Raw genomic sequence first — 20,185 nt, 5'->3', positions numbered from 1 at the left:
GCAATCCGTGCTAGACATGCTTGCCATGGCGAGGGGTAGGAAACGGATCGATACGGGGCTGGCCTTGATGGCCGCGCTGTGCGTTGCAGGCTGCATTCCCGGAGGGGTGACCTCGCGGGGGCTGGAGCCGGAGATTACCGAGGCCGGGGCACCCGCCGCGCCGCCCGCCGCAGAGCCGGTCGCAGGCAGCGATGCGCCGGTCTGGGAAAGCCGCAGCGTCGCCGCCAACGCCTCCGATGTCACGGGCACCCGCTATACCGTCCAGCCCGGCGATACGCTGCGCGGCATCGGCAACCGGACGGGTGCGGGATCGGAAGCGATCGCGGCGGCGAACGGCCTTTCCGCGCCGTACCTGCTGCGCCCGGGCCAGCAGCTGACCATCCCCGGCGGCCGCTATCACACCGTGGCTCAGGGCGAGACCGGCATCGCCATCGCGCACGCCTATCGCGTCGCGTGGAGCGATATCGTGACGCTCAACGCGCTCGAGGAACCCTATATCCTGCGTGTCGGGCAGAAGTTGAAACTGCCCGCAGGGGCGCAGATCGCCGCGCCTGCCACGGCGACGCCTGCGGCCAGGCCCGGCACCGCGCAGGGCCGCATCGGCGCGCTGGTGGTCAATATCGACGATGTCGTCACCGGCAGCCAGCCTGCCATTGCCGAAGACACGCCCGTGCCGGCAGCCAAGCCCGCGCGCGCGCCCGTGGCCGCGACGGTGCCGGTGGCCGTGCCCCAGGCGTTTTCTGGCAGGTTCACCTGGCCGCTGACCGGCACGCTGCTCACCCGCTATGGCCCGGTCGGCAAGGGGCAGATCAGCAACGGCATCGATATCGCCGCCGTGCGCGGCCAGGCATTCCGCGCGGCAGCCGATGGCGTGGTCAGCTATGCCGGCAGCGAGGTTGCGATCTATGGCGGGCTCATCCTGGTCAGCCATGGCGGCGGCTGGGTCAGCGCCTATGGCCATGCTGAACGCATCGATGTGACTCGCGGCCAGGCGGTCAAGGCAGGGCAGGTGCTGGGCATTGCCGGGCAGAGCGGCTTTGCCGAAACCCCCAAGCTGCATTTCGAGCTGCGCAAGGACCGCAAGCCGGTCGATCCGCTGCTCTACCTGCCGAAGAACTGAGCGCCGCGCGGATGGCCGAACCCGAAACCAAGCCGCGCGCGCTGCTGAAGCGCGCCGCGCGCCTGCCGGTCTGGGCGGATGTGACGCTGCGGCTGAGCATCGCCTTTTTCCTGATCGCCTTTGTCATCCTGATCCACTGGATCGACCGCGCGGGGCTCAAGGACAATTACGACAACCATATCAGCTTTCTGGATGTCGTCTATTTCACCATGATCTCGGTCACCACCACCGGCTTTGGCGATATCGCCCCGGTGTCCGACCGGTCGCGGCTGATCGAATCGGTGCTGGTGACGCCGGTCCGGGTCGCGGTGATCTTCATCTTCGTGGGCACCGCCTATAGTTTCGTCATCAAGCGCACATGGGAAAAATGGCAGATGAGCAGGATCCAGCAGCGCCTGAAGGGGCATATTGTCGTGCTGGGCTTTGGTACAAGCGGGTCCGAAGCGGTGCGCGAACTGATCGCGCGCGGCACCGATCCGTCGTGCATCGTCGTGGTCGACCAGTCCGAGGAATCGCTGGTCCAGGCCGAAGCGATGGGCTGCAATGTGCTCAACGCCGATGCGACGCGCGACGAGACGCTGAAGGACGTGCATATCGACCGGGCGTGCTCGGCGATCGTGTCGGCCGGGCGCGATGATACCTCGATCCTGATCGTGCTGACCATCCGCCATCTGGCCCCCGATGTGCCGATCAGCGTCGTGATCCGCGCAGGCGACAACGAGCTGCTCGCGCGCCAGGCAGGCGCGAACACGGTCATAAATCCTGTGAGCTTTGCCGGGCTGCTGCTCGCCGGATCGTGCAGCGGGCCGCATATCAGCAGCTATCTGGCCGATCTCGCCTCGTCGAGCGGGCGGGTGGTGCTGATCGAGCGCAGCGTACGGACCGAGGAAATCGGCATTCCGCTCAAGGACATCAAGGACGGTATCGGCGTACGCATCTACCGCGAAGGCAAGCCCTATGGCTTCCGGGACGATGAGAGCGCCAGCCTGCGCGCGGACGATACCATTGTCGTCATCACCCAGGGCGATGGCCGTCCGCCGGTAACGATGGCCGTCGATTAGCCAGCACAGGGGGCAAGATCGCTCGCCCCCTGTCGGCCATTGTCATTTCTTGATCGCGAAACAGGCCTGGCCGGTGCGGGCGACGGCGTCGCACGCCTTTTTGGCGTCCGCCTGGCTCGCGAACGGCCCTGCCTGAAGCTTGGTGACCGCGCCAGCCTTGACCAGATAGGGCTGCAGGCCGTTCAGCGCGGCATTCTGACGTTCGAGCCCGCTCCACAGGGTGCGTGCGCGGCCTTCTTCGCTGAACGCGCCCAGCTGGATGCGCCAGTCGCCGATGGCGGTGACCGCAGGCACGGTGCTGGCGGCGGTGGCGACCGGTGCAGCCACCGGAGCGGCAGGCCTGGGTGCCGGGGCCGGGGCCGGAGCCATCGTCGGCGCAGGTGCGGAAGGCGTGCCCATGGTCGCGAAATCGACGCCTGCGCTCGCTGCGGTGCCAGTCGGGCTGGAGGGCAGGGTCGGGATCACCGTGCCATTGACGCGCGAAGGCGGCAGGTCGGTGGTCTGGATCGTCGATCCGGTGGCCGGGCGGGTCAGCACCGGGGCGGGCCTGGCGGCGGCGGTGACGACCGGCTTGACCGGAGCGGTGGCGCCGGTGGCGGTATCGGCCGTGGCGAGGCCTGCGGCTGCGCCGGCCAGCTTCTGGCGTTCGGCCACGGCCTCGCGCTCAAGCTGTGCGGCCAGCTGGGTGCCGCGGGTCCGCTCGGCCAGCGGGATATATTTGTCCATCGTCGCCAGGCTGCGCGAGGCCTGGGGCAGGCCCTGCGCGGAGGCGCGGGTCATCAGCGCATAGGCGCGCACCCAGTCCTTCTCGGCAATGTCGCCGTTGAACATCGCGGTGCCCAGCACATATTGCGCGCGGGGCTCGCCGCGCCCGGCGGACGCGCGGATATAGGGCATCGCCTCTTCGCGGCGATTGTCCTGGAACAGCACCAGCCCGTAATTGTCCGCCGCCTGGACATGGCCGCGATCAGCCGCCTTCTTGTACCAGGCTTCGGCCTGTTTCAGATCCATCGGCACGCCCCGGCCCAGCTTATAGGCCTGGCCCAGGTTGAACTGCGCATCGGCATCGCCCCTGGTCGCAGGATCGCGCCATTCGGCCACGGCATTGGCGAAATCGCCGCGTTCCCAGGCATCGACCCCGGCCTTGACATCGGCCAGCGCCGGGCTGGCCACCGTAAGTGCGAGCACCGCAGCGCCCAACATCTGAAAATTGCGGGAAAATTTTGTCGAACGTGCCATGCGGGTCTTGCTCCATCGCATTTGGTAAAGTCGTGCGCTCATCCTATCAGGCGGCATGCACGCGGCAAGCCGGGCTTACCGGCCTTTACATGCGTAAAGGGCTATAGCTAACGAGACGTTAGCAAAGCGTTGACGCCCGCATCAAGAGCCGTTGCAAGCCACGCCAAAGCCCGATTTTCCGGGCCTCATCCCGCCGCGTCCGGCCCAGCGTTAACTCAAAATTAGGTGCCCTGCCGCATTTTCTGCCCTGACCGGATGGACCTTATAGGGGGTTTGGAGTGCGCGTACTCGCTTTGGCATCACAAAAAGGAGGATCGGGCAAGACGACCCTTTCGGGTCATCTGGCCGTGCAGGCGCAGCTGGCCGGCGACGGCCCGGTGGTGCTGATCGACATCGATCCGCAAGGCTCGCTGGCCGATTGGTGGAACGAGCGCGAGCCCGAATATCCCGCATTTGCGCAGACCACGGTCGCACGGCTGCCTGCCGATCTTGCCATTTTGCGCCAGCAGGGCTTCAAGCTCGCCGTCATCGATACGCCGCCTGCGATCACCATGGCGATCCAGTCGGTCATCTCGGTCGCAGAGCTGATCGTGGTCCCGACCCGGCCCAGCCCGCACGATCTGCGCGCAGTGGGGGCGACGGTCGACCTGTGCGAGCGCGCGGGCAAGCCGCTGATCTTCGTCGTCAACGCCGCCACGCCCAAGGCGCGGATCACCTCTGAAGCCGCTGTCGCCTTGTCCCAGCATGGGACAGTCGCGCCGACGACTTTGCACCATCGCACCGATTTTGCCGCATCGATGATCGATGGCCGCACGGTGATGGAGGTCGACCCCAACGGCAAGTCCGCCGGCGAGGTGCGCGCGCTGTGGACCTATATTTCCGACCGGCTGGAAAAGAACTTCCGCCGCACCGTGTTTGCCGTGCCCAATGCGCCCGTCGCGCCCGGGGCGATCCGCCCGATGGGTGGCTTCGGCCGCCGCGTGGCCGGATCGTGATGCAGAGGCGAGGGCAAGGATGAGCTTTATGGCCGAACCCAAACCGATAGCATCGCTTTCTTCCGGCCTGCTGGCGCGCAAGGGGGCCGCGCGCCCCGCGATGCGCCGCCAGGGCATGGATGGTCTGGGCACGCTGGGAACCGCGGGGCTGACACCGGGCGGCTATGGCGTGCAGGACGATCTGGGCTGGAACGACATGGGCTATGATGTCGATCCTGCGCATGAGGAGCGCGCACCGCATTATGGCAATCTGCTGGCAGGCGCGATCCCCGATGCCGTGCCGGGCCAGGCCGAACCGCAGCCGGTGGCCGCGCCGGAGGTGCCCGATGTGGTGCGCCAGCAGGCAGAGATTGCCGAACGCCTTGCCGAGCCCGGGCCGGTCGCAGAACCGATCGCCGCCATCGCGCTCGAACCGGTGGTCGCCGCCGAACCGGCCCCGGTTGCCGAACCGATGGCGATGGAAGAGCCCGCACCGCAGGCCGCTTTCGCACCCGTTCTTTCCGCCAAGCCGCGCAAGCGCAAGCAGGCGGTGATCGAGGAGGTCGTCGCCGCCGCCGTCCAGGCCTCGGCGCGCCGCGCGGCGTTCACGCTGCGCCTCGATGCCGACCGGCATCTCAAGCTGCGGCTGGCCAGCGCAGTCAGCGGGCAATCCGCGCAGCAGCTGGTCACGGCGGCGCTTGACGAATTGTTAACCAAAATGACCGAAATAGAAGACCTGGCAGGTCGCGTCACGCGATCGGCAACGCGCTGAGGTGCAGGCAGGTCGGGGCCGACAAAGAGGGAACAGGGCTATGGCAAGCGGATCGAAGATCAACCGGGCGCTGGCGCTCAAGCTGGCGGCATCGACCATCCTCGTCGGCAGCGTGCTGGTGAGTTGCTCGGCGCATGGCGGTGGCGGTCGTCCGCAGAGCCTGTCGTCCTCGTCGCAAAAGGCGCTCGCTGCCGGCAAGACCGACAAGGCGCTCGAAAAGGCCGAAGCCGCTGTCGCGCTCGACCCGCGCAATGCCGAGTTGCGCAAGATGCTGGCCCAGGCCTATCTCGCCAATGGCCGCTTCGCCTCTGCCCGCCAGTCGCTCGACGATGCGCTGGCGCTGGGTGATGCCAGCGCGCGCACGGTGATCAGCCTGGCGCTGATGCATGTTGCCGAAGGTCGCCCCGCTGCCGCTCAGGCGCTGCTCGAGCAGCACCGCGATGCCATTCCCGCAGGCGATTTCGGCCTTGCCATGGCGCTGGCAGGCGACACCAAACAGGGTGTCGATGTGCTCGCCAACCTCATTCGCGGTGGAGATAACACCGCCAAGGTACGACAGAATCTCGCTTTTGCCTACGCCCTCGACGGTCGCTGGCGCGAGGCACAGATCATGGCAGGACAGGATCTCGATCCTTCGGTCGCCGAAGCACGGATTGCCGAATGGGCGCGTATCGCGCATCCCCAGGCCCATGCCCAGCGTGTCGCATCGGTGCTGGGCGTGGCCCCGGCGCAGGCTGATCCCGGCCAGCCGGTGATGCTGGCGCTGTCCGCGACCCCGGCGATGGCCGACGCCGCAACCCAGATCGGCCAGCAGGCTCTGGCAGCTGCCGCGCCCGCTGCCGGTCCCATCGAACTGCCGCCGGTCGAAGACAAGCCGATGGAGCTCGCCGGTGTCGAAGCTGTGCCGGTGCCTGCATCGGCTCCGGCTGCCGTGCCCGCGCCGGTGATGGCCGAAGCCGCACCTGCCGTCGCGCCTGCGCCTTCGGGTGCGATCGTCGCGCCGCTGATGACCGCGCGCGAGATCGTCCAGCCGCTGCCCGGCAACTATCGCGCCAAGCCGGTGCGCAAGCTGCGCCCCGAACAGGTCGCCGCGCGCAAGGCGCTGGCTGAAAAGCAGGCGGTTCAGATGGCTGCGGCTGCCCCGCTGCCCAAGGCTGCGCCCGCACCCAAGGCCGTGCCTGCCAAGGCGGCACCCGCCAAGGCGGCTCCCGCGCCCGCGCTGTTCCAGAAGGCCAGCTTCACCCCGGTCAGCAACGGTGCCTTTGCCGTGCAGCTCGGCATGTTCTCGAGCGCGGCCAATGCCACCCGCGCCTGGGCTGGCTATAGCGCCAAGCACAAGGATCTCGCGGCCTTTTCCAAGGTTGCCGTGCCGACCACGGTGGGCAGCCGCACGCTGCACCGCCTGACCGCGAACGGCTTTGCCGACGAGAAGAGCGCCCGCGCCATGTGTGCGCAGGTTCGGTCCGGTGGCGGTGAATGCATCATCGCCCGCGCGGTGCCCGCCAAGGCCGCCGGAACCCAGATCGCCGCGCGCCGCTGAGGCGAGGGGGCTTCAACATCCAACCCCTCGTCATTCCCGCGAAAGCGGGAATCCCGCTTGTGTGGCGCCGAGGGATGAGGTCGCTTGGACGGGTTCAGAGGGTTGCAAGCGTCCGGTTTAGGGGCGCAGAGCAGCAGGTTGAGATGGCTGCTACTCGGTAATCAGCTGCCGTTCATTCACCAATATTGTCGTGGCTAAGGAGTTTACCCGTTTCGTTCGAGAAGCATGAAATGCTCGTGCCACCCTTAACGCCCCAGCGCGGTCTCAACTCCACACAATCACGATCTGGGAAAGAAACGGTCACAGGAAAAAGATGGGCTTCGATCTCACTCACGCTGCTACGTTCGGAACGAGCTTTCGCTTGATAAGCTCTGCGCTCTAACGGCGCATCAAGCGGGTAACGAACTTCTTGTTGTAGCTGACGAAGGTGACTTTCAGCGCGCAGCCAAAGAACCACAAGCATTACGCAAGCAGCCAACGCAATACCGCAGACAGTGGATATCCAACGGCCCATCAGTCATCTGAACACGGAGCGTGAATGTCCGCAATGGGGTTATTTGCTGAACGGCAAGTTTTGTCTTCCGCAGTCCCAACGCCACCCCACCTCCGCTCAGCCTGAGCTTGTCGAAGGCCCCGCGAAACCGCTATTCTGGGCTATGGCCTTTTACGCGTATCTTTTGCGATGCAGCGACGGTAGCTATTATGCCGGGCATACTGACGACCTCGAACACCGAATGTCCCAGCATGCCAGCGGTGCCTGCGGGGGCTATACCGCGAAAAGACGGCCTGTTGAACTGGTCTGGTCTGAGGACTTTGCCTCGCGCGAGGATGCGTTCGGGGTGAAGCGGCAGATCAAGGGCTGGTCGCGAGCGAAGAACGAAGCGCTGATCGCCGGAGATTGGGCGCTCGTTTCGCGGCTTTCGAGGGGGGTGAGTTATTCGGCCAAGGATAGCGCGGGGCCTTCGACAAGCTCAGGCTGAGCGGGCGTGGTGCGGATAGCGCGGTACCTCCGCCTTCGCGGAGGGGCGGGGCTTGGGGCGGCGCTACCCACCGCGCCTCGCTCACCTCTCACGCCGCGAGCGGTCGCTCTACCTCCACCATGTCGCTCTCCAGCGCATATTCCTGCGCCATCGCTGCATAGCCGCGTCCGGCGCTGAAGCGGGGGCGGGTGACGCCGGTGGGGACGAAGCCCAGCCGCTGCAGCACCGCGCCCGAAGCGGGATTGTCGATATAGTGGCTGGCGACGAGCTTGCGGTGCCCCAATGTCCAGGCATTGGCGATCACCGCGCGCGCGGCCTCGGTGGCATAGCCCTTGCCCCAGTGATCGCGCGCGATCCAGTATCCCAGCTCGGCCTCGCCCTGATCGGTCTGCCCCAGGCCGCAGCTGCCGATCAGCGTCTGCCCGGCATCGCCCGGCAGCGTCAGCAGATAGTGCGGATAAAAGGGGTCCTGCGCGCGGGCGGCGAATTCTCGCGCGTGTTCAGGGCTGTAGGGCCAGGGCGCGCGGGCAAGGTTGCACACGATGCGCTCGTCGTTGATGCCCGCGAACAGTGCACCGGCATCTTCGGGCCAGACCGGCCGCAGCAACAATCTTTGCGTTCTTGCAAACATTATGTCTCTCCTGTGTTGTCCGCGCCCTTGCCAGCCAAAAGTGACAGGCTGGAGTCAGTGCGGTGACAGGGAGACAAAAAGAAAGGGAGACGGGACGGACCCCATCTCCCTGTCATCTGGTCCGGGTTTTCACCGGCCGGGGTCATCCCTTGAAGGACGACCCGTCATCGATCGTCCGTTATTCGGCGGCTTCCGCCATCGCCGGGGCGACGACCGATACGTATTTGCGGCCAAGGCGGCCTTCGTGGAACTTCACGCGGCCTTCGGTGAGCGCAAACAGCGTATGGTCCTTGCCCATGCCGACATTGGCACCGGCATAGACCTTGGTTCCGCGCTGGCGGATGATAATGTTGCCGCCGATGACGGGCTCGCCACCGAACTTCTTCACGCCAAGACGACGACCTGCGGAATCACGACCGTTGCGCGACGAACCGCCTGCTTTCTTATGTGCCATTTCTCAAAACTCCTTGGGTTCGCGCGCGATCAGGCGTTGTCAGCCGACGAATCGGTGTCAGCGGCCTTCTTGGTGGCAGCCTTCTTGGCCGGAGCCTTTTTGGGTGCAGCCTCGGCAGCGGGGGTTTCGGCAGCAGCTTCGACCGGAGCTTCGGTCTTGGCAGCGGCCTTCTTGGCGGGAGCCTTCTTCGCTTCTTCGCCCACGGCGACGATGCGCAGGATCGTGTGCTGCTGGCGGTGGCCGAGCTTGCGGCGATAGTTGTGGCGACGCTTCTTCTTGAAGATCACCACCTTTTCAGCCTTGGCTTGGGCGATGATTTCGGCGGAGACGACCACACCGGCCACATCCTTGACCTCGCCGCCGTCACCGGCGAGCAGAACGTCGTTCAGCGCAATGACGTCGCCAGCCTCGCCGGCCAGTTTCTCCACTGCGATTTTGTCTCCGGCTGCAACGCGATACTGCTTGCCGCCTGTGCGCACGATAGCGAACATGGGTTGTCTCGTTTCTGTTAGCTTCAATCGGGTTCCGGGCACGCAAATTGTGACGTTCACCTGTTTCATCCTGCCTGTAGCCAGGCCCGAATCGGTAGAGTGAAAACCACTGCCCTGCGACGGGATGCCCCGCGCCGGAAAGCCATGCCCGTTAGGTGAAACCGCTGGTGCTGTCAACCATCGCAGCGGCTTTTTTGGCCGTTCGGGCGGATTGCCGGCGGCGGGCGTGGCAAGCCGGTTGCCCAGATATGCTGGCTGTCCTAGAGCCTTGGTCCATGAAAGTCACCTCGGCAAAAATCGCCCGCTTGTCCGCCCTTGCACTGCCCGTGCTGCTGGCCGCATGCCTTCAGCCGATGGCAGAACGCCCTTCGCTGGAACGGCGCGAGGTCGAGCTGCGCGATCGCCAGGCCGAGGCCAAGGCCCCGCCGCCGCCGATCGAGACCGTGAGCGATCCCGCCCTGGCGCGCGATCTTGCCGCGATGCTCGCGCGTGCCGACACGGCCGAGGCGGACTTTGCCGTCGCCCGTTCCGCGGCGCAGGCCGCCACAGGCGCAGCGCGCGGCGATGCGGTGGGCAGCGAGGACTGGTCGGTGGCGCAGACCCGGATCAGCGCGCTCGATGCCCCCCGGCGCGAACTGGCGCAGATCCTGGGTGATCTGGAAGAGCTGTACGTCGCGCGGGTGCAGAAGGAAGCGGCGGGCGAGGTGAAGCCCGGCGGCAGCGACCAGATCGAACAGGCGCGCGTGCATCTGCTCGCCCTGCTGGACGCCCAGGACAAGGTGATCGGCCAGCTCAGGACCAGCCTGGCCAATTGACGCGATTTTACAGGGGCGGCGAAACGGTTCGTCGCAACCCTCCTTGGGGCGGCACGTACTGCGTGCATCGTTCAACAAGGAAATTGCGTTATGAAGTCACTCTATACCGCTACCGCCGCTGCCGCCCTGATGCTGACCGGCACCGCCGCGTTCGCCCAGACCGACGGCACCACCGCCGATCCGCAGCGTTCGCGCCAGCAGGAGCGGCTCAACTCGATCTTCGGCGCGCTGTTCGGTGATCGCACCGGCTCCACCCAGTCGATCGAGGCGCAATGGTCGTTCGGCCGCACGCCGCTGGCAACGCAGCGCGGCCAGTTCGAGGCGCGGATCGATGCCGATGTCCGTTCGGGCCAGCTCGACCAGCGCACCGCGACGCGGCTGAAGAGCGACTATTATGATCTGGTGCAACTCGAGGCGCGCTATGGTGCCGACCGCCGCTTTACCACGCAGGAGCGTGAGGACCTGGCCGACCGTTATGGCCAGCTGACCCAGGTGATCGCCGACGGCACTTATGGTGACGAATACGGCTCGGATATCGGCATCTCGATCGCCGATGGCCAGACCGAGTTCAACCAGCGTGTCGATGCTTCGGTCAACGCGCGCCGCATCACCCGCGTGGCGGGGGCCCGGTTGAAGACCGATTATGCGACTCTGGTCCGCACCGAATCCACCTATCTGCGCGATGGCCGCATCACCGACCAGGAACGCGATGACCTCTATACCCGGCTCGAGGCGCTCGATGCCCGCGTCGGCGACATGGCGTCGTCGGGTGGCGGCAACACGGTGCAGACCCCGCGCGTGCGGCTTGACGCAATTGCCCGTGCGCTGCCCTCCAGCGGCCTTTCGGCCAGTGCTCAGGCGCAGCTGCGGGTCGAGCATGAAGACCTGACCCGGCTGGAAGCGGCCTATGCGCGGCTGAACGCCAGCGCCGATGACCGCGCCTATCTCGATCGCCGCCTGAGCGATCTGGAAACCCGGGCGCGCATCCGCCGCTGATCCTGCGCGCCTCGCGAACAACGAATGGGAGCATTTGCAGCACCGCAAATGCTCCCATTTTTGTTTTACATTTGATGATTGCCCCCATGCCAAGGACTCGATAGCCTCCGCTCTACCAAAACGGCGGGGAGGGCGGTGATGGTCGACGATCCGATTTGGCGGGCGCTTGCCGATATGCGTATCGAGCCGCAGGGTGCAGCGCTGACCTTCACCCGGCGGCTGGCGCGTGAAAATGGCTGGTCGCGCGCCCATGCCGAAGCGGTGATGGAGGAATATCGCCGCTTCCTGTACCTCGCTGCCACCGGCACCGGCGAAGTCACCCCGTCCGACCAGGTCGACCAGGCCTGGCATCTGCACCTCGCCTATACCCGGCATTATTGGGAGGAGTTGTGCGCGCGGATCATCGGGCGGCCGCTGCACCATGGGCCGACCGCAGGCGGCGGTGCCGAATCGCGCAAATACCGCAGCCTCTATGCCGACACGCTGGCGCGCTATCGCGCCGCATTCGGGCAGGAACCGCCGAGCGACATCTGGCCGCCATCGGACATCCGGTTCGGCACGCGCTATCAATGGGTGGATCGCAGCCGTCACATCCTGCTGCCACGAAAGACCGTGCTGATCGCAGCCATGGCAGGCGGCGCGAGCCTGTTGGCGGCGTGCACCGCGCTGGTGGCAAAGACGGCACAGCCCCAGGGAGTTTCGCCGGCTGACCGGGCGCTCAACTTCGTGTTCGACACGAATTACGGCATTGTCGTGCTGGTCGGCGTCGCGTTCGTGCTGATGCTGCTCATCGGCACTCTGATCGACCGCATCTGGAGGCGCGGCCACAGAACGGCGACCCAGCGCAACGCGCGGCGGCGTGACCGGGACGACAGCGGATCGGGCAGTTCGGACAGCAGCTTTGGCGGCTGGTCGGAATCGGGCGGCGGCGCGGCCGCAGCGGGTGGCGCGGCCTTTGTCGCGGGCGGCGGCGATTTCGGTGGCGGCGGGGCCGAGGGCAGTTGGGATTCGGGCGGCGATTCCGGCAGCAGCGATTCGGGCGGCGACAGCGGTTGCAGCAGCGGCTGCGGGGGCGGATGCGGCGGCGGGGACTGAACCCGCGCCGCGCGCATCGCCCGTTTGCTCAGGCCTGGATCACGCCTTTACCAGGCCGATCTCGACCAGCCGCTCATGCAGATAATCGTCGGCCAGGATCGGCTCGGGATAGCGGTTGGGCCGCTCGGCGCTGATACAGCCTTCCAGCGTGCGGATCGGGAAATCCGATCGCAGGTGCAGGAAGAAGGGCATCGAATAGCGGCTGTAGCGCGCCCGGTCGCCCGCAGGATTGCGCACGCGGTGCGTGGTCGAGGGCAGGACATGGTTGGTCAGCCGCTGCAGCATGTCGCCGACATTGACGACGAGCGCGCCTTCGGGCGGGCGCATGTCGATCCAGCTGCCATCCTTGGCGAGAATTTCCAGCCCGCCTTCTTCTGCGCCCAGCAGCAGCGTGATCAGGTTGATATCCTCATGCGCGCCGGCGCGGATCGCGCCTTCTGCGCCCTGGCTCGCGTCCATCGGCGGATAGTGCAGCAGCCGCAGGATCGAATTGCCCTCATGCACCGCAGGCTCGAACCAGTCGGCATTCAGGCCCAGATACACCGCGATGCGCGACAGGATGATGTTGCCGACACGGTCGAACTCGGCGAACAGCGGGTCGAACGTCGCGCGAAAGCCGTCCGGACGCTCGGGCCAGACATTCCGGGGCATCGTGTGCGCGATCGGGCTGGCGGGATCGATCTCGCGCCCGACATGCCAGAATTCCTTGAGGTCATGCGCCTTGGCATCCTTGGCAATCTCGGTGCCGAACGGGGTGTACCCGCGCTGACCGCCGGCTTGCGCATCGTAATAGCGGCGCTTTTCCTCTGTCGGCAGCGCGAAAAACTCTTCGGTCTTGGCCCAGCCCAGGCGCACCAGCGCGGGATCGAGGCCATGGTCCTTGATCATCGCAAAGCCATAGGTCGAAAAACTGTCGCCGAGCTTCTGCGCGAGAGCGGCAGGTTCGTCGGTGAGCGAAAGAATGGGCAGTTGTATCATGATGCGGTCCGCAATAGCTGAGTCTCGAATATCGAGCGATGCGCCCATCTAGGCATGCTGGCAGGAAAAATCATGACCCAATATTGGCTGATGAAGTCCGAACCCGAAGAATATGGCTGGCACGATCTGGTGCGCGATGGCGAAGGCACATGGGACGGGGTGCGCAATGCGCAGGCGTCGAACAACCTCAAGGCGATGCGCGAGGGCGATCTGGCGCTGTTCTATCATTCGCGCACCGGGCTGGAGGCGGTCGGGATCATGCGCGTCAGCCAGACCGCCTTTGCCGACCCCAAGGATGACAGCGGACGCTGGGTGGCGGTCAAGGTGAAGCCGGTCGAACCGCTGAGGCGGGCGGTATCGCTGCAGGTGATGAAGGCGCAGGACGCGCTCGCCGGAATGGCGATGCTGCGCCAGACGCGGCTCTCGGTCGCACCGATCGCTCCCGACGAATGGGCGCATATTCTGATGCTCGCAGGGAACGCGCCTGCCAGCACTGCGTAATCTGTCTCGAAGCGGGGCACACGGCCCCGCCAGACAGAAGGAGCAGAAACATGGGTGAATTCAAGGACAAGGCCGCAGGCGTTGCCAACGACCTGGCCGGTAAGGTCAAGGAAGGCATCGGTGCTGCGACCAACAATCCCGAACTCGAAGCCGAAGGCGAAGCGCAGCAGCTCAAGGGCAAGACCCAGAAGCTGAGCGGCGACGTCAAGGGCGCGTTCGGCGACAAGATCTGATGCAGTTATCCCTCCCCCTTGATGGGGGAGGGCTGCGAAGGCTTATGAGCGTAGCGAATTAGCCGAAGCTGGGTGAGGGTGAAACTGCGCTCATGTTGCGCGCATCACCCTCATCCAACTGCGCCTAGCCAGCAAGCTGGCAAGGCTTCGTAACCTTCTCCCATCGAGGGAGAAGGCTTTTTTATGCGCGACCCCGAAGCCCCGACACCGTTGCGCCACTCGCGGCGATATTCTCGATCTCGGTCTTGAGGTGCAGCAGCTTCAGCCCCGGTTGCGCGAGAGCATCGGCCAGCGCGGGCGCAAATTCGTCGGTGCGTTCGACCGTCGCCGCCCAGCCGCCATAAGCCCGCGCAAGCGCCGCGAAATCCGGGTTGTGCAGCGTCGTGGCGGAAAGCCGCGCAGGATATTCGCGCTCCTGGTGCATGCGGATGGTGCCATAGGCGCCGTTGTCGATCACGATCACCAGCAGGTCCGCGCCATATTGCACGGCGGTTGCCAGTTCCTGCCCGTTCATCAGGAAATCGCCATCGCCGGCCAAGGCCACGACCTTGCGATGCTTGAGCCTGAGCGCGGCGGCAACCGCCGCAGGAACGCCATAGCCCATGGCCCCTGCGGTCGGGGCGAGCTGCGAGGGCTTTTCGCCATATGGCCAATAGCGGTGCCACCAGCCGGAGAAATTGCCCGCGCCGTTGCAGATCACGGTATCGGCGGGCATCGCAGCGCGCATCGCCTTGACGCACTGGCCCAGATCGAGCGTTGCGCCGGTCGGCTGAGGATCGGAAAAGGCGAGCCATTCGGCATGCGCCTCTGCCCCGCTGTCAAAATGCACCGCATCCTCGTCCCACAAGGCAGCGGATTCGGCAAATTCGTCCATGTCCGCGCACAAGGGCAGGTCGGTGCGATAGACGCGGCCCAGTTCATTGGGGTCGGGATGGACATGCACCAGCGTCTGACCGGGATGCTCGGGCGTCACCAGCGTATAGCCATCGGTGGTCGCCTCTCCCAATCGCGCGCCGACCGCCAGGATCAGGTCGGCGGACTTGACCCGCGCGACCAGCTTCGGGTTGGGTCCATAGCCCAGATTGCCCGCCCAGACCGGTGATGCATTGTCGAACGCATCCTGCTGGCGGAAGGCGCAGGCTACCGGAAGCCCGATCCGCTCGGCAAATATCTGGAAATTGAGACGCGCCGACGGGCTCCAGTCCGCGCCGCCAATGATCGCGATCGGGGCCTTGGCTTGCCCGAGCATCTCCATCATCACGGCAAAGCCATTGGGGCAGACCGGCTGGGCAGGGCGGGTGACGCGCGGGCGGTCCATGGCCTCGACCACGTCCTTCAGCATGTCCTCGGGCAGGGCCAGCACCACCGGGCCGGGCCTGCCCGAGATCGCGACCGAATAGGCGCGCGCGACATATTCGGGGATGCGTGCCGCATCGTCGATCCGCGCTGCCCATTTGCACAAGGGGGCGAACATCGCCTGGAAGTCGACCTCCTGAAAGCCCTCGCGGTCGCGCATGCCGCGATCGACATCGCCGATGAACAGGATCATCGGCTTGCTGTCCTGCATGGCCACGTGCACGCCGATGCTGGCGTTGGTAGCGCCAGGGCCGCGCGTGACGAAGGCGATGCCGGGCCGTCCGGTCATCGCACCATCGGCGCACGCCATGAAGGTAACGCCGCCTTCCTGACGGCACACCACGGTGTCGATCTCAGGCACGTCATGCAGCGCATCGAGCACCGCCAGGAAGCTCTCGCCCGGCACGGTGAAGATGCGGTCGCAGCCCTGCGCCACGAGCTGGTCCACCAGAATGCGCCCGCCGGTGCGGGGGGAAATGCCGGTCATGAGGTTCCTCGCCTTTTAATCGTTGCTCATTCGTCGCCATAGATCGCGACGCTGCGCGCGCCGTCGCTGCTGGCCATGCCACGATACATGCCGGGCGTGCGGAAAGCATAGCCCTGATGGCCCCAGGGCGTGAGGTAGATGATACCGCCGGTGCCGCCCAGATCGACCATTTCGGCCATCACGGCGTCGACGATCTCCTGCACCTCGTCCGCCGATAGCGCGGTGGCGAGCAGCCTGGTGCGCGCCGCCTCGTCGAGCGCCGCGCCGCTCCGTTCGGCCTCGTGCGCCAGGAACTCGGCACGCGCCTCGGCCTTCATGCGGATGCGGGTGCAGATTTCATGCGCCACGCCGACGCGGATGAAAAATTCGCCCGCGCCGGTGGCAGAAACCGCGCACGACCGGTCGTCCGCATAGGTGCCCGCGCCGATCAGCGGCGAATCGCCGATCCGGCCATAGCGCTTGCCGGTGAGGCCCCCGGTCGAGGTGCCTGCGGCAACATGACCGTGCGCATCGCGCGCCACCGCGCCTACGGTGCCGTATTTCATGTCGATATCGAACCAGCCGCTGGTCTTCGCCTTCATCTCCTCGAGCTGGCGCAGCCGTTCGGGCGTGCCGAAATAATCGTTCTCCACCTGGGTGAGTCCCGATTCCGCCGAGAAGCGGTCCGCGCCTTCGCCCGAGAGCATCACGTGCGGGCTGTCTTCCATCACCTTGCGCGCAAGCAGGATCGGGTTCTTTGTGTGGTGCGCGCGCGCAATCGCTCCGGCGGCGCGATGGGTGCCGTCCATCACCGCCGCGTCGAGTTCGATCTTGCCCTCATAGGTATAGACCGATCCGTGCCCGGCGTTGAAATGCGGGTCGTCCTCCAGCACCAGGATCGCCGCCTGCACCGCGTCGATGGCGCTGCCGCCCGCGCTGAGCACGTCCGACCCGGCGGCAAGCGCCCGATCCAGCCCGGCGCGTGCACCGGCATCGGTTTCGGCGCTGATGCGGCCACGCTCGAACTGCCCCGATCCGCCATGGATGACCAGGGACCAGCTGCTTTGGCTGGTGCTGTCGGGCGAGGGGTGCGACATGGGAACAGGCTCCGGATCAGGCGGGAAATATGGGTGCGGCGATTAGGCGGGTTTATTGTGCCACGCAAACTTTGTGTGGATCGCGCGCCGCTTCCATCGCAATGTCCGGTGGTGAGAAAAGGTTCCCGGGGGCAAGGGCATGCAGCAGACGATCACGATTGCGGAAGACGACCTCAGCGGCGCGGATATCGTCGCGCTGCTGCGCTTTCATCTCGACCAGATGGTGCAGCATTCGCCGATCTGTTCGGTCCATGCCTTTCCCGTCGAACGGCTGCGCGCGCCCGATGTGACCTTTTATGCGCTGCGCGTCGATGGACAGCTGGCCGCCTGCGGCGCGCTCAAGCAGATCGACGCTCAGCATGGCGAATTGAAATCGATGCGCACCGACCCCGCCTTCCTGCGGCGCGGGCTGGGCGAGGCGATGCTGCTGCACCTGATCGCCGAGGCACAGGCACGCGGCATGACGCGGCTGAGCCTGGAGACCGGGCGGCCCGAGCCGTTCCACGCGGCACATGCGCTCTATCGCAAGCACGGCTTTGCCGAATGCCCGCCCTTTGGCGATTATACCGAAGACCCGTTCAGCATGTGCATGACGCGCACGCTCTGAACGCGCACTATTTGACCAGCGAAACTTCCGCCACCCAGACGCGCGGCCAGTCCCATGCACCGCGGCATTCGTCCATAAAATGCTGCTCGGCGAGGCGGAACTGCTCGCCATCCCAGGCGAAATTGTTCGAGGTGCCGCAATCGCCCGGACCGCGGCCCTTGGCAAATTCGGACAGGATGCCGGTTGCGGGATCGAAGCTGGCGTTGACCACCTGCGCCACCTGCTCCTCGTCGCCCCAGCCGGTGGGCGTTTCGAACTTTGCCTTGCGGAAGGTCCAGCGGGCGTTCGGGTCCTCCATCGGCCGTTCGGCGATCATCACCACCGACCCGAAATTATACGCGCCCGAATCGCAGGCGATCAGCACCAGCGCCATGTCCTTGCCATTGCGCTGGCCGAGCGATTCGACGCTGTCCTGCGCGCCTTCCATGCGGAATTCGCAGCCGGTATCGGCGATCACCTTGGGATAGGCCTTCAGGTCGGGCAGCTCGATCAGGCTGGTCGCGGCGCGCGCCGTCAGTTGCGGCATGGCGGGGGGAAGCGCGGTGTCGGGCTTGGGGCCGGTCGCGACGATGGCGCCGCTGGTGCCGGCGCGCTGCTGAATGGCGTCTATGTAGCGCATCGCCGCCGACGAACCGGCCAGCGAGATCGGGATGGCCGACCCGTCCGACAGCACGACCTTGGCGCTGGTGCCATTGGCAAGGCCACGCGCGATTCCCATCGACCGCTCCTCGTCCAGCCAGGTGTCGCCATCGCTGTCCTGCATGCCGGTCAGCGGCTTGGCGCCATCGATCACCAGGCTCGCCGGGCCCTTGGCCTGTTCTTCCTGCGGGACCAGCTCGATGCTGAAGCGGGCATTGGGACCACCCTCGCGCCGGATGCGCACGACCTGCGCGGTGAAGATCTCGCTGCCATCGTCGGAGAGCGTTCCCGCATCGCACGACCAGACATTGTCGCAGGCGACATACCAGTCCTTGAAGATCTTCACCTCGCCCGGAACGGGGCCCTGGGCGGTGGCGGGGACGGGGGCCGTGGCGGCGGCGGCAAGCAACAGAAACGGGCTGAACATCGCGGATTTTCGCTCCTAGCCAGACTCGAGGTCTTGGGTTATGCGCCGGGCCTATCCGATTCCGGCATCAGCAGAAAGAGGCACATCATGGATAAATTGGCAGTCATCGGTGCAGGCCAGATGGGCGCAGGCATCGCGCAGGTCAGCGCGCAGGCGGGTATCCACGTGTTTCTTTCCGACGTGTCGGTCGAACTGGCGGAAAAGGGCAAGGCGGGAATCGGCAAGCAGCTGGCCCGTGCGGTCGACAAGGGCAAGCTCGATGCCGCCGATGCCGAAGCCACGCTGGGCCGCATCCAGCCGGTCGGCGACTATGCTGCCATGGCCGAGGCAGGCCTGATCATCGAGGCGGCGACCGAGCGCGAGGACATCAAGCGCGCGATCTTCGAGAATGTCGGCAAGGTGCTGGCCCCGCAAGCGATCCTGGCGAGCAACACCTCGTCTATCCCGATCACCCGCATGGCCGCCGCCAGCCCCGATGCATCGCGCTTTGTCGGCGTGCATTTCTTCAACCCGGTGCCGGTGATGGGCCTGATCGAGCTGATCCGGGGCCTGGCGACATCGGACGCCACGGTGGAGTTCGTCCGCGCCTATGCGCAGCGGATCGGCAAGCGCGTGGTGCAGGCCAATGACGCGCCGGGCTTCATCGTCAACCGCATCCTGCTGCCGATGCTGAACGAAGCCTGTTTTGCGCTGGGCGAGGGCGTCGCGACGATCGAGGATATCGATGCGGCGGTGCAGCTGGGTCTCAATCACCCGATGGGGCCGCTGACGCTCGCCGATTTCATCGGGCTCGACACGTGCCTCAGCATCACCCAGGTGCTGCACAGCACCACCGGCGATCCCAAGTTCCGCCCCGCGCCGCTGCTGGTGAAATATGTCGAAGCCGGCTGGCTGGGCCGCAAGACTAGGCGCGGCTTCTACGACTATTCGGGCGAAACCCCGGTTCCGACACGCTGATGGTCCGGACAGGCTGACAGGCCCCAAAAAGTTCGATACACTCGGCCTTCGGGGCCAAGCTGCAAGTTTCGGAGACCGAGGATGACTGCCCATAGGCTCAAGATCGATATCGTCTCGGACGTCGTGTGTCCGTGGTGCATCATCGGCTACAAGCAGCTCGAAAAGGCGCTCGACATTGTCGGCGATGATGTCGAGGCCGAGATCACCTGGCATCCGTTCGAGCTGAACCCCCAGATGGTGCCTGAGGGCGAGGCGATTTCGGAGCATGTCGCGCGCAAATATGGCGCAACCCCGCAGCAGAGCGCGAGCAATCGCCAACGGCTGACCGATCTGGGCGACCGGCTGGGCTTCGGCTTTCACTACGGGCCGGACATGCGCATCTACAACACGTTCAAGGCGCACCAGCTGCTGACCTGGGCGGGCGAGGCCTATGACAGCGCGGCGCAGACCCGGCTGAAGCTGGCGCTGTTCGCGGCCTATTTCCAGGACAATCGCGATGTCAGCGACGAGGAGGTGCTGCTCTCGATCGTCGCCGATGCCGGGCTGGACGCCGACGAGGGCCGCGCGGTGCTCAACGATCCGGACAACGAGGCCGCCGTGCGCGCGCATCTCGACCACTGGATCGAACAGGGCATCAGCGGCGTGCCCGCGATCATCTTCGACGGCAAATATCTCGTCCCCGGCGCACAGGAAGCGGAGACCTTCGTCAACGTGATCCGCAAGGTGCGCGAAAAGGCGCTGGCCTGAGGGGCTGGT

22 protein-coding genes are annotated in these 20,185 nt (G+C 65.8%); 14 read left to right on the top strand and 8 right to left on the bottom strand.

Annotation, left to right across the window (positions count from 1 at the left end; all coding sequences use genetic code 11):
- The first annotated feature begins 25 nt into the window (after positions 1-25).
- Positions 26-1,120 carry a M23 family metallopeptidase gene (locus tag OU999_07585; GenBank protein ID WAC25033.1) on the top strand — a complete coding sequence of 365 codons (1,095 nt, stop codon included), beginning with the start codon at positions 26-28 and terminating at the stop codon, positions 1,118-1,120.
- A gap of 11 nt (positions 1,121-1,131) precedes the next feature.
- The gene (locus tag OU999_07580; protein ID WAC25032.1) at positions 1,132-2,181 is read left to right on the top strand and encodes a potassium channel family protein; all 1,050 of its coding nucleotides are present in this window, start codon (positions 1,132-1,134) and stop codon (positions 2,179-2,181) included.
- Between the two features lie 42 nt (positions 2,182-2,223).
- On the opposite strand, the gene OU999_07575 is transcribed toward OU999_07580, so the two are convergent.
- Positions 2,224-3,384: an SPOR domain-containing protein gene (locus OU999_07575; protein WAC25379.1), complete on the bottom strand. Its 1,161-nt coding sequence runs from the start codon at positions 3,382-3,384 to the stop codon at positions 2,224-2,226.
- Positions 3,385-3,698: 314 nt separating this feature from the next.
- Here OU999_07575 and OU999_07570 point away from each other — a divergent pair, with 314 nt between their 5' ends.
- From OU999_07570 to OU999_07555, 4 genes are all read left to right on the top strand, one after another.
- Positions 3,699-4,415 (top strand): ParA family protein, encoded by a 717-nt coding sequence (locus OU999_07570; protein ID WAC25031.1) that lies wholly within the window; start codon positions 3,699-3,701, stop codon positions 4,413-4,415.
- Positions 4,416-4,443: 28 nt separating this feature from the next.
- A complete protein-coding gene (locus OU999_07565) occupies positions 4,444-5,166 on the top strand; it encodes a hypothetical protein (protein WAC25030.1) in 723 nt (240 codons plus the stop codon).
- A 40-nt stretch (positions 5,167-5,206) separates the two neighbouring features.
- Complete coding sequence (locus OU999_07560) at positions 5,207-6,706, top strand: SPOR domain-containing protein (protein ID WAC25029.1); 1,500 nt, start codon at positions 5,207-5,209, stop codon at positions 6,704-6,706.
- Between the two features lie 656 nt (positions 6,707-7,362).
- Entirely contained in the window at positions 7,363-7,686 is a 324-nt protein-coding gene (locus OU999_07555; GenBank protein WAC25378.1) for a GIY-YIG nuclease family protein, read from the top strand.
- 88 nt (positions 7,687-7,774) lie between these two features.
- Here OU999_07555 and OU999_07550 read toward each other — a convergent pair whose 3' ends face one another.
- The 3 genes from OU999_07550 to rplU all read right to left on the bottom strand — a co-directional run bounded on the left by OU999_07550 (position 7,775) and on the right by rplU (position 9,262).
- Entirely contained in the window at positions 7,775-8,296 is a 522-nt protein-coding gene (locus OU999_07550) for a GNAT family N-acetyltransferase (protein WAC25028.1), read from the bottom strand.
- Positions 8,297-8,495: 199 nt separating this feature from the next.
- Positions 8,496-8,771: a 50S ribosomal protein L27 gene (gene rpmA / locus OU999_07545; protein WAC25027.1), complete on the bottom strand. Its 276-nt coding sequence runs from the start codon at positions 8,769-8,771 to the stop codon at positions 8,496-8,498.
- Positions 8,772-8,800: 29 nt separating this feature from the next.
- Positions 8,801-9,262, bottom strand: a complete 462-nt coding sequence (gene rplU / locus OU999_07540) for a 50S ribosomal protein L21 (protein ID WAC25377.1) — start codon at positions 9,260-9,262, stop codon at positions 8,801-8,803.
- 305 nt (positions 9,263-9,567) lie between these two features.
- Here rplU and OU999_07535 point away from each other — a divergent pair, with 305 nt between their 5' ends.
- The 3 genes from OU999_07535 to OU999_07525 all read left to right on the top strand — a co-directional run bounded on the left by OU999_07535 (position 9,568) and on the right by OU999_07525 (position 12,168).
- The gene (locus tag OU999_07535; protein ID WAC25026.1) at positions 9,568-10,077 is read left to right on the top strand and encodes a hypothetical protein; all 510 of its coding nucleotides are present in this window, start codon (positions 9,568-9,570) and stop codon (positions 10,075-10,077) included.
- A gap of 90 nt (positions 10,078-10,167) precedes the next feature.
- Positions 10,168-11,073, top strand: a complete 906-nt coding sequence (locus tag OU999_07530) for a hypothetical protein (GenBank protein ID WAC25025.1) — start codon at positions 10,168-10,170, stop codon at positions 11,071-11,073.
- Between the two features lie 138 nt (positions 11,074-11,211).
- Entirely contained in the window at positions 11,212-12,168 is a 957-nt protein-coding gene (locus tag OU999_07525; protein WAC25024.1) for a hypothetical protein, read from the top strand.
- 39 nt (positions 12,169-12,207) lie between these two features.
- Here OU999_07525 and OU999_07520 read toward each other — a convergent pair whose 3' ends face one another.
- Positions 12,208-13,146 (bottom strand): isopenicillin N synthase family oxygenase, encoded by a 939-nt coding sequence (locus OU999_07520; GenBank protein ID WAC25023.1) that lies wholly within the window; start codon positions 13,144-13,146, stop codon positions 12,208-12,210.
- Positions 13,147-13,218: 72 nt separating this feature from the next.
- Between OU999_07520 and OU999_07515 the strand changes: the two genes are divergently transcribed.
- Both OU999_07515 and OU999_07510 read left to right on the top strand, forming a co-directional pair.
- Entirely contained in the window at positions 13,219-13,647 is a 429-nt protein-coding gene (locus OU999_07515) for an EVE domain-containing protein (GenBank protein ID WAC25022.1), read from the top strand.
- 50 nt (positions 13,648-13,697) lie between these two features.
- Positions 13,698-13,880: a CsbD family protein gene (locus tag OU999_07510; GenBank protein ID WAC25021.1), complete on the top strand. Its 183-nt coding sequence runs from the start codon at positions 13,698-13,700 to the stop codon at positions 13,878-13,880.
- A gap of 181 nt (positions 13,881-14,061) precedes the next feature.
- Here the strand turns inward: OU999_07510 and OU999_07505 are convergent, their stop codons facing one another.
- Entirely contained in the window at positions 14,062-15,723 is a 1,662-nt protein-coding gene (locus OU999_07505) for a thiamine pyrophosphate-binding protein (protein ID WAC25020.1), read from the bottom strand.
- Positions 15,724-15,749: 26 nt separating this feature from the next.
- The gene (locus OU999_07500) at positions 15,750-16,799 is read right to left on the bottom strand and encodes an isoaspartyl peptidase/L-asparaginase (protein ID WAC25019.1); all 1,050 of its coding nucleotides are present in this window, start codon (positions 16,797-16,799) and stop codon (positions 15,750-15,752) included.
- 139 nt (positions 16,800-16,938) lie between these two features.
- Between OU999_07500 and OU999_07495 the strand changes: the two genes are divergently transcribed.
- Positions 16,939-17,406, top strand: a complete 468-nt coding sequence (locus OU999_07495) for a GNAT family N-acetyltransferase (GenBank protein WAC25018.1) — start codon at positions 16,939-16,941, stop codon at positions 17,404-17,406.
- Between the two features lie 7 nt (positions 17,407-17,413).
- Here the strand turns inward: OU999_07495 and OU999_07490 are convergent, their stop codons facing one another.
- Positions 17,414-18,472: a DUF1176 domain-containing protein gene (locus OU999_07490; protein ID WAC25017.1), complete on the bottom strand. Its 1,059-nt coding sequence runs from the start codon at positions 18,470-18,472 to the stop codon at positions 17,414-17,416.
- An 87-nt stretch (positions 18,473-18,559) separates the two neighbouring features.
- On the opposite strand from OU999_07490, the gene OU999_07485 reads away from it, so the two are divergent.
- Positions 18,560-19,429, top strand: a complete 870-nt coding sequence (locus tag OU999_07485; protein ID WAC25016.1) for a 3-hydroxyacyl-CoA dehydrogenase NAD-binding domain-containing protein — start codon at positions 18,560-18,562, stop codon at positions 19,427-19,429.
- A gap of 81 nt (positions 19,430-19,510) precedes the next feature.
- Positions 19,511-20,176 carry a DsbA family oxidoreductase gene (locus OU999_07480; GenBank protein WAC25015.1) on the top strand — a complete coding sequence of 222 codons (666 nt, stop codon included), beginning with the start codon at positions 19,511-19,513 and terminating at the stop codon, positions 20,174-20,176.
- Positions 20,177-20,185 lie beyond the last annotated feature (9 nt).

Origin of the sequence: Blastomonas sp. SL216, assembly GCA_026625625.1 — a bacterium.
Lineage (GTDB): Bacteria > Pseudomonadota > Alphaproteobacteria > Sphingomonadales > Sphingomonadaceae > Blastomonas.
Note: the sequence above shows the minus strand (reverse complement) of the source record. Positions and strands in the feature narration are given on the sequence as shown.

Coding starts and splice junctions, on each gene's coding strand:
- OU999_07585 (WAC25033.1), top strand. CDS start 26: ATGGCGAGGGGTAGGAAACGGATCGATACGGGGCTGGCCTTGATGGCC.
- OU999_07580 (WAC25032.1), top strand. CDS start 1,132: ATGGCCGAACCCGAAACCAAGCCGCGCGCGCTGCTGAAGCGCGCCGCG.
- OU999_07575 (WAC25379.1), bottom strand. CDS start 3,384: ATGTTGGGCGCTGCGGTGCTCGCACTTACGGTGGCCAGCCCGGCGCTG.
- OU999_07565 (WAC25030.1), top strand. CDS start 4,444: ATGGCCGAACCCAAACCGATAGCATCGCTTTCTTCCGGCCTGCTGGCG.
- OU999_07560 (WAC25029.1), top strand. CDS start 5,207: ATGGCAAGCGGATCGAAGATCAACCGGGCGCTGGCGCTCAAGCTGGCG.
- OU999_07555 (WAC25378.1), top strand. CDS start 7,363: ATGGCCTTTTACGCGTATCTTTTGCGATGCAGCGACGGTAGCTATTAT.
- rpmA (WAC25027.1), bottom strand. CDS start 8,771: ATGGCACATAAGAAAGCAGGCGGTTCGTCGCGCAACGGTCGTGATTCC.
- rplU (WAC25377.1), bottom strand. CDS start 9,262: ATGTTCGCTATCGTGCGCACAGGCGGCAAGCAGTATCGCGTTGCAGCC.
- OU999_07530 (WAC25025.1), top strand. CDS start 10,168: ATGAAGTCACTCTATACCGCTACCGCCGCTGCCGCCCTGATGCTGACC.
- OU999_07525 (WAC25024.1), top strand. CDS start 11,212: ATGGTCGACGATCCGATTTGGCGGGCGCTTGCCGATATGCGTATCGAG.
- OU999_07520 (WAC25023.1), bottom strand. CDS start 13,146: ATGATACAACTGCCCATTCTTTCGCTCACCGACGAACCTGCCGCTCTC.
- OU999_07515 (WAC25022.1), top strand. CDS start 13,219: ATGACCCAATATTGGCTGATGAAGTCCGAACCCGAAGAATATGGCTGG.
- OU999_07510 (WAC25021.1), top strand. CDS start 13,698: ATGGGTGAATTCAAGGACAAGGCCGCAGGCGTTGCCAACGACCTGGCC.
- OU999_07505 (WAC25020.1), bottom strand. CDS start 15,723: ATGACCGGCATTTCCCCCCGCACCGGCGGGCGCATTCTGGTGGACCAG.
- OU999_07500 (WAC25019.1), bottom strand. CDS start 16,799: ATGTCGCACCCCTCGCCCGACAGCACCAGCCAAAGCAGCTGGTCCCTG.
- OU999_07495 (WAC25018.1), top strand. CDS start 16,939: ATGCAGCAGACGATCACGATTGCGGAAGACGACCTCAGCGGCGCGGAT.
- OU999_07490 (WAC25017.1), bottom strand. CDS start 18,472: ATGTTCAGCCCGTTTCTGTTGCTTGCCGCCGCCGCCACGGCCCCCGTC.
- OU999_07485 (WAC25016.1), top strand. CDS start 18,560: ATGGATAAATTGGCAGTCATCGGTGCAGGCCAGATGGGCGCAGGCATC.
- OU999_07480 (WAC25015.1), top strand. CDS start 19,511: ATGACTGCCCATAGGCTCAAGATCGATATCGTCTCGGACGTCGTGTGT.